Origin of the sequence: Segatella maculosa DSM 19339 = JCM 15638, from assembly GCF_000382385.1 — a bacterium.
GTDB lineage: Bacteria > Bacteroidota > Bacteroidia > Bacteroidales > Bacteroidaceae > Prevotella > Prevotella maculosa.
On sequence record NZ_KB908319.1, the window covers coordinates 252,040 to 268,555 of the forward strand.

The following is a 16,516-nucleotide window of genomic DNA, read 5'->3' on the forward strand; positions in this document are numbered from 1 at the left end:
CCTTTTTGATTTCCTCCATCGTTAACTTGTTCCCGAAGGTCCATGGCTATGCCCCTTTTCCACTGTCACCTTCCATAAACTGGCGAGGCGATTTACCATAGACCTTCTTGAAACACGTGCTGAAATATGCCGGTTCTTCAAAGCCCACCATATAGGAAATCTGATTGATGGTGTATTGATTTGTGCGGAGATATTCCACGGCTTTCTTCATACGCATGATTTTGATGAACTCATTGGGCGCATACCCTGTGATGGCACGAAACTTGGAATAAAGCAATGTTCGGCTCAAATTCAACGCCGTTGAAAAGTCATTGACCGAGAATTTCGGGTCGTTCAGATGCTTATTCAGTATTTGTTGCACGCTGTTCATAAACTGTTTCGCATTGTCGTCCTCACCTGCCTCGACAAAACCTTGCAGATTATCGGTGCCCAAGAACTTCCTGCGCAGTAGGTTCCTGTTGTTGATGATGTTGTTGATGCGACTTCGGAGATAATCCAAGTCGAACGGCTTTTCAATATAGGCGTCTATTCCCTCATCAAACGCCTGCTGCTTGACGTGACTGTCGTCGATTGTCGTCAGCATAACGACGGCAATGTGTGAGGTTTCATAACTGTTCTTGATCCGTCGGCACAGTTCTTGTCCGTTAGTTTCGCTCATGTCTAAGTCACAAATAACGATATCGGGATTGGCCGCTGTGATATTGTCCCAGATGTTCTTGCCCGTCGTGACGAGTTTGACAACATAATCGCCCTTCAACGACATCTTAAGCACCTTTCCCATATCCGTATCCTCTTCTATCACCAGCAGTGTCGGACGGTATTTCTTGTCGTCTGCAGCATCAACCGACAGGTCCGAGTCGGCCGACATACAGGAGGTTTCGTTCGAATCTAACAAAACATAGTTCCTGTAGTGCCCCAACCCACGATAGAACGAGACCGAGTATGTAACTTCGACCCCATGCTGTTTCTTACTGAAATGCCCACCTAAGAGAATGATATATTGGCGCAGGTAGGTGGAAGTGTCACCGTCTTCCTGCCACTTTCGCTGTTCTTCCGCATGTGTTGCACGGAAAAAAATGGTCCACCGCGATGTCGTACAAGCCAACCCCACGGCTATCACACTGTCAGAAGCCGCATGTTCAATCACCATTGCCAGCAGATTGTCGATGATTTGCTGCAATTTCAACTCGTCGGTCCAATCTTCAAAACCCACCACCATGTCGGTAGAAAGCTTCAAGCCTTTCCTTGCCGCCTTCACCGCAAAGAACTCGGCCTTTGAAAGCAGCAACCGGGAAACATCAACCTTGCAGAGTTGCAGCTGTTCGGAGTTGTTGTAGGCCTTGTGCAAGCCCACGAAAACCGAGAACAACCGCGTCAATTTATCGACGTTCTCAGTCATCAAGTCCAAGAGATAATCGGTCTTTGGCGTCGAGGGCAGACTGTTTTTCAGCTCGCCAATCGGACTTTTGATTAGTGTCAACGGTGTTCTGATATTGTAAGAGATATTGGCAAAGAAGCGAAGACGGTCTTCATTCTGCTCCTTTTCGATACGCGTTTTCACACGATAATACACATAATAGGCTACCATCGCCAGCAGAAGCAATTCCAAGATGCGTGCCCAAAGCGTGTCCCAGAACGGAGGATTGATGACTATCCGCAGGCTCCGCTGGTCAATCAACTTGTGATTGCTCGACAGATAACGCACGACAAACGTGTATTCTCCCGGCGACAAATTCGTATAATTGGCCACATGACCGCTCGTCGGCTCCACCCAATCATGGTCAACGCCCTCAAGTTTCCACGAAAACAGGCGGCCGCCGTCTGCATAGTCAATGGCGGAGAAGTCTATCGTGACGGAATTCTGCCTGTAATCCAATTCAACGGCCGACGCTTTATCAATGGTTGTTTGCAAAGGAGCACCTTTCTCGCCCACTTTCACCGATTTGTTTGCCACCTTGAAATCACGGAAATAAAGGCGACCTTGCGCTTTTATATGAACAATCTTATGGGGATTGAAACACACGATGCCGTCATGTGAGCCGAAAAACACTGTGCCGTCTGCGCTCACGAAGCCCGAATTCTGCCTGAAGACACGGCTTGAAACATGATTGGCTGTGGTGCTATAGTTCTCAACCGAGTAGCTTTTCGTGTCGAATTTGCCGATACCATCGTCCGAACTGTACCACAAATGGTGGTCGTCGCTGCGCACAATCGCCTGCACGATGTTGGAAGACAAGCCGTCATGTGTCCTGAAAAAGCGAACGGTTCCACGTCGGAGGTTGCATCGGTTGAGCCCGCTTCCATACGTTGCCAGCCAAAGTATACTGTCATTCTCCAGCAACATGTCGTTGATAAAGGTAGATTGCAAATGCTTATTGATCGAAATCTGCCGGGCTTTCAGTCCATTTTGCGGCACCATCCACACGCCCTGCTCGCACGCAATGAGCATCGTACCGTTCTTCATCGGCAGAAACTTGTTCACTTGTAAAAGGTCCGAGACCTCGAACTTGCCTGTTTCGGGGTCGTATATCGATATAGGTCCGCGCCTTCCTCCAAACCACATGCGTCCTTTTTCATCTTGTGCGATGGCATAGATGATGTTCGTTCCGATGCTGTTCCGCTGTTTGTCACTGACAAAATGCTGTTTGATGGCTCCGTTGTTCCCCAACCGATACACGCCTTTCGCAAAGACCGAGACCCACAAATCACCTTGCTTGTCTTTGAAAGCCGTCAATACATTCTGATGATTGAACAGCGTTTTCCATCGGTTTTCGGCCTTATTCCACAGGCTGATGCCCTCGTCCGTGCAGAAAAGATAATCATTTCCGTGTTGAAGAATACGGTTTACGAGATTGCCGCACAGCGTGTTCCCGTTGCCATTCTCATGTGCCAAGAACCTGAACCCCGTGCCCGGCCGGATAACATTCACGCCGGCGAAAGGCGTTGTCGCCCAAATACAATTGGAAACCACGCGATCTACGTGAATATCCGATATGGCATTGCCCGTGGTTCGGTGGCCTACGGGCTGCTCTTGATTATAAGTTGCCGTCACTTTCCCCCGCGATAGGTCATAAACCGACAGCCCTTCTCCCTCCGTACCCACTAGTAACGAGCGATTATCCAAGGCGGCCAAGGCCGAAATCGGGTAGGTCGTGAAGGAAAACTGCCGTTTCATCTCCGCTTTATTCCCCGACAAGGCATACTGTCTGATTGTTCCATGCTGGTCGCCTACCCACAATGCCCCCACCTTATTATTATATATGCACGACTCGATGACGAACTTTCCCTGCACGTTCAGCAGCATTTGAAGGCGAAGTGTCTTGACATGAATGGCCCGAACGGCGTTATCCGAAACCAACAACAACATATCTTTTTGATAAGGAAGCAGTTTCTTGACCAATACATTACGAAACACAGGCGGCTGAATGACATATCTTCGGGCGCGGTCATAGCAGACGAGCATTCCCCATGAGCCAACCCACAGCCGACCGTAGGCATCAAACACGGCCGTCTTGATGAAACCATCGAACGAATACCTGGGTTTGAACGAGTCCACACGCGCATCATACCGGTAAACCAAGCGGTCGGTGTGTGCCCAAAGCCCGCCTTTCGCGTCTAAAAGCAGGTGGGTGCTTTCTATGGGCACGCCGGTCTTGCGATGATTGAAGATATCGAACGTGTAATGATCAATGTGCTTGCCGTCGTATCTGTCCACACCAAACCGCGTAGATACCCACGTAAAGCCCCTACGGTCTTGAATAACGTTATACGTGCGCTGCCCATGAATACCGTTCTCACTGCTCAAAACCATCACGTTTTGCGCATTCAGGCGATGAAAAAACGCGCAGATAAAAAACAAGCAACAGGATAATAGGCTATAATATGTTCGTTTTTCCGACATTGTTTTTCGTGTATTACACCCTACAAAGGTAACCATTAAATCTCGAAAAACACCATCTACGAAAAAGAAATCAACAACCGTGGCAAGCAATATGCTCCGTTTCACTGCGCAATATGGTTGGTCCGGACATGTAGGGACGCACGGTCCGTGCGCACGGCCAGCGCGGTTGACGAGTAAACAAGTGGATGAACATAGCGAGTTGCAGGCTTTGAGCGATGTAGGGACGCACGGCTCGTGCGTCCACCCAAAGTGAATGGAAACACAAATACATGATTATTGGAGCGGACGCACGAACCGTGCGTCCCTACATGCCTCTTGTCAACAAATCATCTTCATAATAGGACTAATCATAAAGGTCAAAGTTCAATGTTCAAAGTTCAAAGCCAAAGTCCCTACATGCAATCAAACGAACCGAGGCATCGGCCACATTGATAATCAACGGCTTACACCTTACGTTTCAATCCCAGCCATATTGCCGTGTAATCTCACTCATTTTACCGCGCAATATGGCTGAGATTGCGCGCTAAAATGGGCCATGTTGCAAACCGAGGTCATTCATGTTGCAAACCGACTGGCAAACACTACCTCGCAAACAGCAGGATATGGAAGCTGCATCTATCCCTGTTTACAGAAAAAAAGAAAGGCCCGCTTCTCGCAAAGCAGGCCTCTCTGTAATTCTTACTTGTTAAAAATAGAGACTTTTCTAATTCATTTATTTTGATTGAAGAGAAGAGATCGAAACTTGTTCGCTTACATCAAAGCCTTCAATTCGGCAATCGGACGTTTCTCTATCGAGCCATCCGCAGCCGTAACCGTGAAATAATTGTGCACCGAATGACCTTTTTTGAACTGCACAACGGCCACGCCACCCTCGCGCATCTGCAGCGTAAAGTAGCCTTCGCGCATGCCGTTCACGTATTTACCGTGCCATTTCTCCTTGCCATTCTGATAATATGTCGTCACTTCGCCATTGAGAACGGTGTTGGCATCATTGCCTAAGTCGATGAAACTGTACTCACCTTCGGCCTTAAGTGTGCCGTTCATGTAGAAATCTTGGAACACATCGCGCTTCGAAAGTCCTTTGTCTTGCTTCATCAAAAGGCGATAGTAACTTGCTTGTTCGCTGTTTGCGACGCTCGATTTGTCAGCCGCATAGTAGATAGTGTCAGCAACAACGACTGCATTTTCAGCAACATGGCGGCGACCATAACTTGAAATGGTCAGCAATGCCAGCATGGATATCAAAAGAATTCGCTTCATAACTGTATACTTTTTAGTTTTTTATTCTGCTTTCTTTTGCAAATATAGAGAAAATTCCAATGAAGTTGTTCTTATTTTAACACTATTTTATACATATTTTTCCTCAAAAAATCGGTCGTTATCCAACACCCTACTTTCAATTTCAAACTTATTAAAAACAAAACACTTTGCTTATAATTTGTAAAACCATTATAGTAGTATACGCATTCCATAAGGACTAATTGCTAACATATTGCAGCATACGATGAAAAATGAAGGCTATTACCACACACAAAAGACCATAACGGCTTACAATCATAACTGTAAACTATTTTCAATTAAATCATATTGTAAATATCAGCACCTTGATGGCTATCAAGATGCGCCTTTTCAGAACATCAAAACTGTCATTTTGAAACCTATTGCAGCCTGAAGTTTACAGGAATAAAACAAAGACTGCGCACCGCTTGTCCGTTTTTCAAGGCGGGAGACCACTTGGGCATGCGCGCAAGCAAGGCGATGATGCTTCTATCGAACGAGGGAGAAAGCGGCGAAACAACCGAAAGATGACTCAGACTTCCATCGCGTTCGACGACCACACGCGCCAAAGCACGCCCCGACAGCACCTCATTCTTAATATAAGGTGGCAGCACCAGATTGTCAATAATATATTGTCCAAGCGTCTTACCGCACCAAGAAAATGAGGCAGCCACGTCGGTTTGGCGATACACATACAGGCTGTCAGCCGTGGAAAGCGTATCAGATTGTTCCACGGGAGTGCCCATAACAGGTTTGCTTTTGAGCAGTTTTTTGAATTTGGATGCCATGAAATACGTCCAATCGGCAGTCGGAAACATCGCCTGAACAGTCGGTTTTCCCTCGCTACCCACCTCCATCAGCAGTGTTCCCTCGTTCACCGGGACCGGCCCATACAGCTTTTGTGCATCGAGAGAGACAGCATAATCGCTCAAAAGTCCCTTGGTTAGCGCCTCACTCAGATAGAAAGAAGCAGCCGGATTCTCCATGATTTCTTCTGTTTTCAGCACATCCTTGCCCTGAAGAATGCGTTGATTGGCAATGTCATACACAAATAATTCCAACCGGTGTTCCTGCTTTTGAGACGAATTTGCGCCCGGTTGAACTTGCTTTTCAACCCGCATCGAGATGTAACGTCCCTCCTGTAGGCCCACTTCACGCACGGAATAAGTGGCATAACAGAACTTGCTATCGTCGGGAATCGTGTCGAGTTTTGCCTGCAACGGCTGTCCATAGCGTGCTTGAATGGCTGCAATCTTGCGGTCGAGTGCCGTGCACGTGTCGCCCAAAAGTGCGTTGATGTGCTGCAGGAGAACCGGTTGAGCGACATAACACAGCCGCTCGGGCCATTCGAAATCCATGTCGACGACGTTCATCTCGCCCTTTTCATTCGTACAAACCACATGACGCTGCTCGTATCTCACACATGTCCGGTTCACCGTGTTTTGGGCTTTTGCACCGCAAACCGGCAGTAACAATCCCATCAGGAATAGAATTCTCTTCATCGTTTATCGTTTTTCTATGTGCAAAGTTACTGAAAAAACGAGACTTGTCGTCCCGACAAATCTCGTTTTATTACTCTAAAACTAAATTAACCATTAAAAAAAACTAATATCTTTCTTTAATTATTTGACAAAGATACGATGAATATCCCGAACCATGATTACCTATATTACCTTTTGTTTTACCACTTTTGCGGATATTTATAGTATTGATGGTCCTATCGAACGGTTACTTTTATAAAGCTGTATCACATCTTTTAAATAGGCGGAAAGTAGCAATTCATTCCCTTACTGCCCACAAAAAAGCGGGATAAAAATTGCTTTTGTCGTTTCTTTTTCGTTACTTTGCGATGGAAAACAATAAAAAACGAACACTATGGGAAAAGGGAGAAAAGGCGGAAAACGCATGACCAAGAAGCAAATCAGCGCACGATTGCACGACTTTTTCGCCGCGCAACCGGGCAAAACACTAAGCTTTAAGGAGATATTCCGCGCACTCAAATTAGATACACACCCCTTGAAAATGCTGGCAATCGACACGATGGAGGAGATGGCTTGGGACGATTTCCTGACGAAAGTGACTGACACTTCCTACCGACTCAATACAAAAGGGCAGGTGCAGGAGGGTACTTTCGTGCGCAAATCGAATGGAAAGAACTCGTTTCTGCCTGACGATGGCGGATCGCCCATCTTCGTTTCGGAACGCAATTCCATGTGGGCAACGAACGGAGACCGGGTGAAAGTGAGCTTCATGGCACGCAGACAGCGACACATCAAAGAGGCACAAGTCATCGAAATATTGCAGCGGAAGAAAGACAGTTTCGTTGGAAGACTGCGCGTAGATCGCGACTTTGCCTACCTTGTTACGCCTGAAAACATTTTCGTTAACGATATCATTATCCCGAAAAAGAAGCTGAAAGGCGGTAAGAATAACGACAAAGCAGTTGTCAAAATCACCCAATGGCCCGACGCAGAACACAAGAATCTGATTGGCGAAGTGGTTGATGTTTTGGGGCAAACCGGCAACAATGACGTCGAAATGAACACCATTTTAGCTCAGTACGGCCTGCCTTATGTCTATCCAAAAGCCGTGGAAGAGGCCGCAGAAAGGATTTCCGGAGAGATCACGAAGCAGGACGAAGCCGAGCGAGAAGACTTCCGCAATGTCTTCACCTGCACCATCGACCCGCACGATGCCAAGGACTTTGACGACGCACTCTCTATCAAACAGCTCGATAAAGGGCTGTGGCAAGTGGGTGTTCACATTGCCGACGTGAGCCATTATGTCAAGGAAGGCAGCATCATTGACCGTGAAGCTGTGAAGCGAGCCACAAGTGTTTACCTCGTAGATCGAACGATTCCGATGCTCCCCGAAAGGCTTTGTAACTTCATTTGTTCGCTCCGTCCCGACGAAGATAAGCTGGCTTATAGCGTCATTTTCAATCTTGATGACGAGGCAAATGTCAAGGCTTACCGCATTGTTCACACCATTATCCGAAGCAACCGCCGCTATGCTTACGAGGAAGTGCAGGAGATTTTAGAGGCCAACGGCGTCATCGACGGCACCGGAGAGCCTGCTCCGGCGGCTCCGAAAGGCGGCTATCGGGGAGAGAATGCCAACCAATTGATTGCCTTGGACCGCTTGGCAAAGCAGCTGCGTGCCCGTCGTTTCAAAGGTGGGGCAGTGAAATTTGACCGCGAGGAACTGCATTTCGACATCGATGCACAGGGAAAACCGACGCGATGCTACTTCAAACGTTCGCGTGATGCCAATAAACTGATTGAGGAATTCATGCTTTTGGCCAACCGAACCGTGGCAGAAAGCGTCGGAAAAGTGAAGAAAGGACGGAAAGCAAAGACGCTTCCGTATCGCATACACGACAATCCTGACCCGCAGAAGATGGAGACCTTGCGGCAATTTATCGTGAAATTCGGTTACAAAGTGAAGACCGACGGCACGAAAGGTGCCATGGCCCGTAGCCTCAACAAGCTCATGGACGACTGCAACGGCAAGCCCGAAGCGAAGATGATACAGTCGGTTGCGCTACGAGCCATGATGAAAGCGAAGTACAGTGTCCACAATATCGGACACTTCGGACTGGCATTTGACTACTATACTCACTTCACAAGTCCTATCCGTCGCTATCCCGATACGATGGTACATCGCCTCCTTACGCGCTATGCCGAGGGCGGACGGAGTGCCAACGAGAAGCATTATGAGGAACTGTGTGAGCATTGTTCCGACATGGAACTCGTGGCCCAAAATGCCGAACGCGACTCTATTAAATATAAGATGGTGGAGTTTATGAGCGATAAGCTTGGCGAAACATTCGATGCCCACATCAGTGGAATCACCAGTTACGGCATTTATGCAGAGATAGATGAGAACCATTGCGAGGGAATGATACCCATGCGCGACCTCGGAGACGACTATTATGACTTCGATGAACGCAACTTCTGCCTGAAAGGAAGGCGGCATCATCACCGCTATCAGCTGGGAGATGCCATTCGAATTCAAGTGGCAAAGGCCGACTTAGAGAAGAAACAACTCGACTTTACGGTAGCAGAATAAGCCCGATGTCCATCAGTAAGCGCGCTTTCATCCTAAGCATAAGCTGGAAGAGAGCGCGTTTTCGCATAACAATTTGGACCGCGTGTTGAAGTTAAGGCCATGTAGGAATGTGATTATCCGCTTGTCGTTAAGGAGCATTTCCTTGAAAATTGGCTGGAAACTAAAAATAAACGGCACGAAAATTTGACGATAGCCGATAAACAACTAACTTTGCCTTGCAAGTCAAGAATCATGAAACTGAAGATACATTTCAACCATCGCGAAGAGCTATGGAACGCATGGAGCCACGCAGGAGGCATTGCCTTGGGCATTGTTTTCGGCGCAATTTTCCTCGTGTGGTGCTTCCGTGAGCACAATGGATGGGCCACGGCAGGTGTCATTCTCTACCTCTTCGGCATGCTATGCTCGTATGTTGCTTCCACCGTTTACCACGCTTTGTCGGCTTGGAGCAAGTGGAAAGAGCGGTTGCGCAGGTGGGATCACGCCGCCATCTATTGGCATATTGCCGGCAGTTACTCCCCCATTACACTCATTGCCCTGCGCAATCAAGGCTATTGGGGCCTCACTTTGTTCTGCTTTATTTGGGCTTGTGCCATCGCAGGAACCGTCATCAGCTTCGTCAATCTCAAAGACCACAGCAACTTAGAAACCACGGCTTTCGTCGGAATGGGGCTGAGTGTACTCATCGCTTTCAAGCCTTTGATCGACGCACTCACGCCATCTGCCTTCGCATGGATCGTGGCCGAAGGTGTCTGTTACATCACAGGTGCCGTGTTTTATAGCCTCAACAAGCGGAAATACATGCACACTGTGTTCCACTTTTTCGTGCTTGCCGGCAGCGTCTGCCACCTCATTGCCGTGTGGGACATACTGATACAATACGTATAGGCCACGAGATTGCACCCCCATTTCATTGCCATGAGGGCGAAATATGCAAAGTAAAACGTAGTGAATAAATGACAAAAGAAATAATTTTAACGAGAAATGAAACATTTTATCGCAATGCTGACCTTGTTGTTGCTGCCGGCAACCAATGCATGGGCAGCTCCCCGCAATGTGATTTTATTGGACAAAGACTCAATAGCAGTCAAGGATAGTCTCGAAAAGAACAAGAAAAAGCCTGAGAAGAAAGAAGACGAATACGAGAAACTCCTCCAGAAAGGCGGCTCCGTTCAGCAGGGATTGTTCGGTGTAAGACACATAGAAAAGAATTGGTATTTTGAGATTCCCGAGTCGGCCTTGGGCAAGTTGTTCCTTGCCGTGACGCGTTTTGTATCGGTTCCACAAGACTTTTCCATGCTTAGAGGGGAAGAAGTGAACAACAACACCATCTATTTTGAACGCTATGATGACAAGACCTTGTTCCTTCGTTCATGGGCCCATTCGCAGCAAGCCGACCCAAACAGCAACATTGCCCGGTTGGTGAAGCAAGCCTCAATAGACCCTATTGTCTACCAATTCGACATCATCGGCAAGGATAAAGAGACGGGACGGCTGCTCATTGACGTGACAAAACTCTTCAAAGGTGACAATAAAATCGCTGGTTTCACAGCCAGTGACCGGACGCAAGTGAAGCTTGGAGGCCTGCAAGACGACCGCACATTCATCGACACCATCAAGGCCTACCCCATCAATATCGAGGTTTCAACCTTGCGCACCTATGCAGTCAGCGAAGGAAGGGCCATGGCTTCGCGCGACGGTTACATGACGCTGAGCCTCAATACCAGCATTGTCCAACTCCCTGAAGTGCCGATGCAACCTCGCTTGGCCGATGAACGTGTGGGGTATTTCAGCAATAAACTCGTGACATTCAGCGACCGTGAGACCAGCAAGCACGATGCCATTGTGTCGCGTTATCGCTTGGTTCCGAAAGACAAAAAGGCCTATGCAAAGGGCAAACTCGTCGAGCCGGAGCGGCAAATCGTCTACTATATCGACCCGGAAACGCCGAAAGTGTGGGTGCCCTACCTCATTCAGGGCATCAACGACTGGAACAAAGCCTTCGAAGCTGCGGGCTTCAAGAATGCCATTGTGGGCAAGGAAGTGCGCGAGGGCAGCGACATCAGCCCTGATGATGCCCGCTACAGTTTCCTGCGCTACCTGCCTTCGGAGAAGGAAAACGCCTACGGTCCGCGCATCGTTGACCCAAGAAGCGGCGAAATCATCGAGAGTCACATCTGTTGGTACCATAATGTGATGAACCTATTGACCAAATGGTACATGACACAATGCGGGCCTTTGGACAAGCGGGCACAGACAATGAACTTCGAAAAAGACCTCATGGGCAAGCTCATCCGGTTCGTTTCGAGTCACGAAGTGGGCCATACACTGGGCCTACGTCACAACATGATAGCCAGCAATTCCATCCCCGTTGAGAGGCTACGTGACAAAGATTGGGTCGAAAAACACGGGCATACGGCAAGCATTATGGACTATGCTCGCTTCAATTATGTTGCACAACCAGAGGACAATATCAGTGAGGCTGGCCTCTTCCCACGCATCAATGATTACGACAAATGGGCTATCAAATGGGGCTATCAGTACCGTCCGGAGTTCAAAGATGAGTTCGATGAGAAGAAAACCTTGCGCAGTGAGGTCACCAAAATGCTTGAAAATAACAAGCGATTACGCTATAAAAGCGATGAGGGACGCGGCCAAGATCCACGCTCACAAACCGAAGATCTCGGCGACAATGCTATGATTTCGTCTGAATACGGCATTAAGAATCTGAAACGAGTGATGCTGAACATCGAGGCTTGGACGGCTCAACCCGACGACCAAACAGACGATTTAAGCACCATATACCGCAGTGTCTTTGCGCAATTTCAACGCTATGTGAACCACGTGCAACGCTATATTAACGGCCAATATAGCGACAATTGGCCCTCTGAACGCCGTAACGATGTCGTGCCGAAAGGCCTCCAGAAGCAGGCTGTTTCATGGTTTGGGCGCAACGTTTTCACGGTTCCTACATGGTTATATCCCGACAAAATCGTCGACAAACTGGGCATCGACGCCAACGATGAAGTGACCGACAGGGCCAATACTGCCCTCTCTTACCTTCTTTCTGCAGCTACACTCTACAATTGTATGGCCAACAGTTACACCGCAAGTGAGCCTTATCCGCTCGACGATTACCTGAAAGACGTGTTTCAAAGTGTATGGAAACCCATGAGCACCACAGACAAACGCGGCAATAATTTCCGCCGCCGAGTGGAGCAAAACTACGTAGATTTCATAGGAACGGCCATCAATCCCGTCAAGGACGACAAGAAGAACAACGTGCAATACGGTCGTTCGGACGCCACACTCTACGCCTTAAAGCATCTCGAAATGATAGACAATTTCTGCCGCAAGCAGCTGAAAAACGTCGCAACAGACGACATCAATGCCCTACACTACAACGACTTGCTGTTGAGAACCCGTAAAATCAGAGACACCTACAGCAAACCACGCAGCGAATAAGGGCAAGCTAAGAAAGGAATATACGGCTATATGCATCATCTTAAAAGCCTGATGGAGCAACATAACTGCCTATCGGGCTTTCTTGATATAGCACAAGAAAACGGCTATTTCAACCGTTTTTCCTTCCAAAGGCTTGCATATACCGCAAAACCTCGCGACCTTTGCATCGTAATTAGAAAGTTAATAGGATAACAACAGAGGCAAACGGCCTCCAAAAAGAAAAGAAAGGTAAAAAGATTATGGTAGCATTAATGATGGTATTGGCAGTAGTTGTAGCAACAGTTTCTCTCGCAGTAAACGTTAACAACAACATATCTATGGGCCGCTAAGCCTGTAGTGCCAATCAAAAAAAGAGAGAATCAGTTAAAGAAAACCCATAAAAAGCGGATGAATGACGTGCATTCATCCGCTTTTCTGCTTTTCATGGCAGGCTCCGGAGCTATCCAAAGGGCATAATTTTCTCTATTTTATCGCCGAAGCCGATGTAAACTTTATTTTATTCGAAATAGAATAACCCTCCCGCTTCTGCGATTTTGCCACCCTATTTGGTTCGAAACCTGCGTCAAGTCTTAGGCATTGCAAGGTCAGGTGTACCAAACATCAGTCTCAATGATGTGTACATCGATAGTTTCAAGTTCGCCTTCCCGCTTGAGCTCCTGCAAGATCTGAGGAAGTAAAGTCTTTTTTGTGTTCATAATCGTACCATCTTAAAATCCATAAATAACATTTGATTCTCGTTACAAATATAAAGAAAATTCCCATATGCGTCAATACCTAAAGGTAATTATTTTTATTAATCTTTGCAAAAAACCGCAACAAACATGTCAAAGTGAAAGCTAAAGCAAGTGAATTATGTAGCATTTGATTTTGAATAGCCACTGATAAAGAATGTAAGGACGCCCGATTCGGGCGTCAAGTCAAGGTGAGTTGAAGGTGCATATACATGATTGTTGGAGCGGACGCACGAGCCGTGCGTCCCTACATGCTGCAAAGCATGAAACATGTTCGCCCGTATATTTGTCAATTGTCAACAGGAACGTAAACGGACGCACGAGCCGTGCGTCCCTACATGCAGCCAAACAGATCGTCACATACGGTCCCATTGATAATCAATGGCTTACACCTTGCGTTTCAATCTCAGCCATTTTGCAGTGCAATCTCACCCATATTGCACGGTGAAATGGGTCATATTGCGCGGTGAAATGGCTGAGATTGATGGGCAAGAGAATAGAAGTAAGGACGCACGGCTCGTGCGTCCGCTTTTATTTTAGTTGACAAGTTAGCAGTAAACAGGTGAACCAGTTGATTGCTGAACAGCATGTAGGGACGCACGGCTCGTGCGTCCGCTCCAACAATCATGCATTTACACTTCCATTCACTTTGAGCGAACGCACGAACCGTGCGTCCCTACATCGCAATCTGCGTTGTTTTTTACAACTACTTAGTTGGTAATGGCTCACAAAAGCCATAATGTTTCACTCGAAGGACACAAAAACCGTTCGTTCCTGCATGCATTCAAGAGGCTACTCCCCTCCTTTGGAGGGGTCGGGGGAGGCTCTCGGAAGGATCAGGAGAGGCTTCTCACTTCACCACTTTCTTCATTCCGTCGTGGATATACACGCCGGATTGCAAAGGCTTTTGGCCGAGTTTCTGGCCTTGAAGCGTGTACCAACCCTGCCGTTTTGCGCCATTTTCCGATGCGAGGGCATGCGGTTGGGCAATCGAAGTGGTGACGCCCGGTATCGTAGACTGCACGCCTTCTTCCGTGTAATAGCCGCCGTTGATGAACGGCATGTCCTTGGTTTGAACGCGATCGCTGCCGTTCTGATAGCTGAAAATGATGCCTTCGTTGCCGTTGTTGGCGTTTTTCTTGTCGCTTGTTGCCATGGTCCACTTGTAAACATGGCGGCCATTGGGCATTGTGAGCACCTGTTCGCACTTCGTTCCCGGCCAGTTTCCCTGCGTATAATTGGCCGTTTTATCCCAGTTCCAACATGAAATTTCGGTCGGATTTCCCCAACTTTCGGGTGCTTCAAAGAAGGCACAGCGTTCGCCTTTGTTGACTTTTAGCCCCGCAGGAAGGGTGAAATGATAAGGCAAATCGGCCACTCCTTTGACCTCAGAAAGGTCGATATCGTCGCTGATATAGAGCTTAAAGCCTTCGCCTTCCACTGCCAATTGATAGCCGTTTGTGCTATATTCCGCCTTCTTTCCGCAGAGTAAGAGCAGCTTAGCCTCGCTTCCTTGCACGTTAAGTATGAAGCCTTCGGCTGTAGCCTCAGCCTTTAAGATGGTGCTTTGATTGTCGATTCCGGCGGCATGACGCGTGAGAATGAGTTGCTTAATGGCTCGTTTGTGCTTCTGCCAATGGGGAAGGAACACGCAAGGAGTGCCCGGCATGGAGAGCATAAAGGCGTTGGCGGCCTCCACATAGCCGTAGACGGGCGCGTTACCTTCGTTGTGGTTGTAGCGACCGGTGTCGTGATTGTCGACAAAGGTGACTGCATAACGGGCGTAATAGGGGTCGTTGCTCAGGCAAGCGTCGGCCAAACGCTCCCATTGTCCGCTGTTGAAAGCCGCGTTGATGGCGTATTTCAGTGGGAAGTCAAAGGCTGCGCTTTGGATTTTCCCGTCCACTTTGGTACCTTCAATCCAGCCCGTTACGTTGTTTTTGTTGCCATCCCAGAACTCTCCCACAGAGAATTGAGGTTTCACAGCCGCGTTATAAAGTCCTGTATATCGGGCAGCATAGCCCTTCACCATGTCATAACGGAAGCCCACATAGCCAAGGTCTTCGAGCAAGAAGTCGAGATAAGTCTTCACGTTCTCCTGTGTTTTGGCATTGGTATGGTCAAGATCGCGGAACCCATCGAAGTCATCTCCCGTGTCAGCTGCGCCTTTTATCCTGCCGGCTACGCCCGAATTAGGGTTTCGGTTGGCCTCGTCGGTGCTGCAAATCTGACTGTAGTTCGTGTTGTCCCACTCCACTTTGTAGGTCTTTCCCGTTACGGGTCCCGTCACATTCTCTTGTGCAAAGTCTGCCCAAGCGTTCAAACCGTTCTTATGGTTGATGACAACATCTTCGACAAAGCCCGTCCCTTTGCTCCTGAAAGCCCTGATCATGTCGCGCAATTCGGCCTCCGTTCCCCAGCAACTGTTGTGGTTAAGCCAAAAACAAGGGTCGTATCCCATCGTCTTTCTGTGGCTGTGATAGAAGTCAGACGTGTTACCTGAGTTGGGAATCCAAATGAGATTGAAATACTTCGAAAGCTCATCGGCCTGATTGGTGAGGGTTTTCCAGTCGGAATCGGCATAGCTGTCCCAATAGAATCCCTGCAACATGACGCCGTCATATTTCTCGGGCCAGCCCTGTGCAAAGGTGCCCAAAGCGGCCAAGGTCATCAGAATGAGTGTGTAAAATCGCTTCATAAGTTAAAATTTATGGTTTCATTTGCAAATGTATAACTATTTTTCAGGCAAACGATTTCTTGATATATGTCAACTAAGATAAAGTATGTGTAAACGTTTGCATGGCCCTGTCGGGACTTTGAACTTTGAATATTGAACTTTGAACTTTGAGGTTTAAACATTTATCTTTGAACTTTGACCTTTGAATATTGTACTTTATGACATACTAATAGGCAGATGGAGACACTTGACAAGCCTCATATCAGCTGTTGAAGTCTTGACAGAGCAAGTCAAAATCATTATGAAGCAGAAGGAGAAAAGTTCATTTTTCAAAGTTTTTCATTAGTATTGGGTATTGTGTATTTGCTTTTTTTTGTATAACTTTGCGCGATG

At 47.7% G+C, this 16,516-nt stretch carries 7 protein-coding genes; 3 read left to right on the forward strand and 4 right to left on the reverse strand.

Annotated features, from left to right (window positions below; genetic code table 11):
• Positions 1–46: 46 nt before the first annotated feature.
• The 3 genes from H164_RS0101015 to H164_RS0101030 form a co-directional block, all read right to left on the reverse strand.
• Positions 47–3,811 carry a hybrid sensor histidine kinase/response regulator transcription factor gene (locus tag H164_RS0101015; RefSeq protein ID WP_019966908.1) on the reverse strand — a complete coding sequence of 1,255 codons (3,765 nt, stop codon included), beginning with the start codon at positions 3,809–3,811 and terminating at the stop codon, positions 47–49.
• Between the two features lie 840 nt (positions 3,812–4,651).
• Positions 4,652–5,161: a VCBS domain-containing protein gene (locus H164_RS0101020; protein ID WP_008565398.1), complete on the reverse strand. Its 510-nt coding sequence runs from the start codon at positions 5,159–5,161 to the stop codon at positions 4,652–4,654.
• A gap of 398 nt (positions 5,162–5,559) precedes the next feature.
• Positions 5,560–6,681 carry an energy transducer TonB gene (locus H164_RS0101030; RefSeq protein WP_019966911.1) on the reverse strand — a complete coding sequence of 374 codons (1,122 nt, stop codon included), beginning with the start codon at positions 6,679–6,681 and terminating at the stop codon, positions 5,560–5,562.
• 373 nt (positions 6,682–7,054) lie between these two features.
• Here H164_RS0101030 and rnr point away from each other — a divergent pair, with 373 nt between their 5' ends.
• The 3 genes from rnr (at position 7,055) to H164_RS0101045 (ending at position 12,715) form a co-directional block, all read left to right on the forward strand.
• Positions 7,055–9,250 carry a ribonuclease R gene (rnr, locus tag H164_RS0101035; protein ID WP_019966912.1) on the forward strand — a complete coding sequence of 732 codons (2,196 nt, stop codon included), beginning with the start codon at positions 7,055–7,057 and terminating at the stop codon, positions 9,248–9,250.
• Positions 9,251–9,481: 231 nt separating this feature from the next.
• Positions 9,482–10,138 carry a PAQR family membrane homeostasis protein TrhA gene (gene trhA, locus H164_RS0101040; RefSeq protein ID WP_019966913.1) on the forward strand — a complete coding sequence of 219 codons (657 nt, stop codon included), beginning with the start codon at positions 9,482–9,484 and terminating at the stop codon, positions 10,136–10,138.
• Between the two features lie 96 nt (positions 10,139–10,234).
• On the forward strand, positions 10,235–12,715 hold the full coding sequence (locus H164_RS0101045; RefSeq protein ID WP_026356192.1) for a zinc-dependent metalloprotease: 2,481 nt from the start codon (positions 10,235–10,237) through the stop codon (positions 12,713–12,715).
• Between the two features lie 1,581 nt (positions 12,716–14,296).
• Here the strand turns inward: H164_RS0101045 and H164_RS0101055 are convergent.
• Complete coding sequence (locus tag H164_RS0101055; RefSeq protein ID WP_019966916.1) at positions 14,297–16,144, reverse strand: alpha-amylase family glycosyl hydrolase; 1,848 nt, start codon at positions 16,142–16,144, stop codon at positions 14,297–14,299.
• Between the last annotated feature and the right edge of the window lie 372 nt (positions 16,145–16,516).

Bases quoted from the DNA above. Each gene is read 5' to 3' on its own strand.
- H164_RS0101015 (WP_019966908.1), bottom strand. From the start codon at position 3,811: ATGGTTTTGAGCAGTGAGAACGGTATTCATGGGCAGCGCACGTATAAC.
- trhA (WP_019966913.1), top strand. From the start codon at position 9,482: ATGAAACTGAAGATACATTTCAACCATCGCGAAGAGCTATGGAACGCA.
- rnr (WP_019966912.1), top strand. From the start codon at position 7,055: ATGGGAAAAGGGAGAAAAGGCGGAAAACGCATGACCAAGAAGCAAATC.
- H164_RS0101045 (WP_026356192.1), top strand. From the start codon at position 10,235: ATGAAACATTTTATCGCAATGCTGACCTTGTTGTTGCTGCCGGCAACC.
- H164_RS0101055 (WP_019966916.1), bottom strand. From the start codon at position 16,144: ATGAAGCGATTTTACACACTCATTCTGATGACCTTGGCCGCTTTGGGC.
- H164_RS0101020 (WP_008565398.1), bottom strand. From the start codon at position 5,161: ATGAAGCGAATTCTTTTGATATCCATGCTGGCATTGCTGACCATTTCA.
- H164_RS0101030 (WP_019966911.1), bottom strand. From the start codon at position 6,681: ATGAAGAGAATTCTATTCCTGATGGGATTGTTACTGCCGGTTTGCGGT.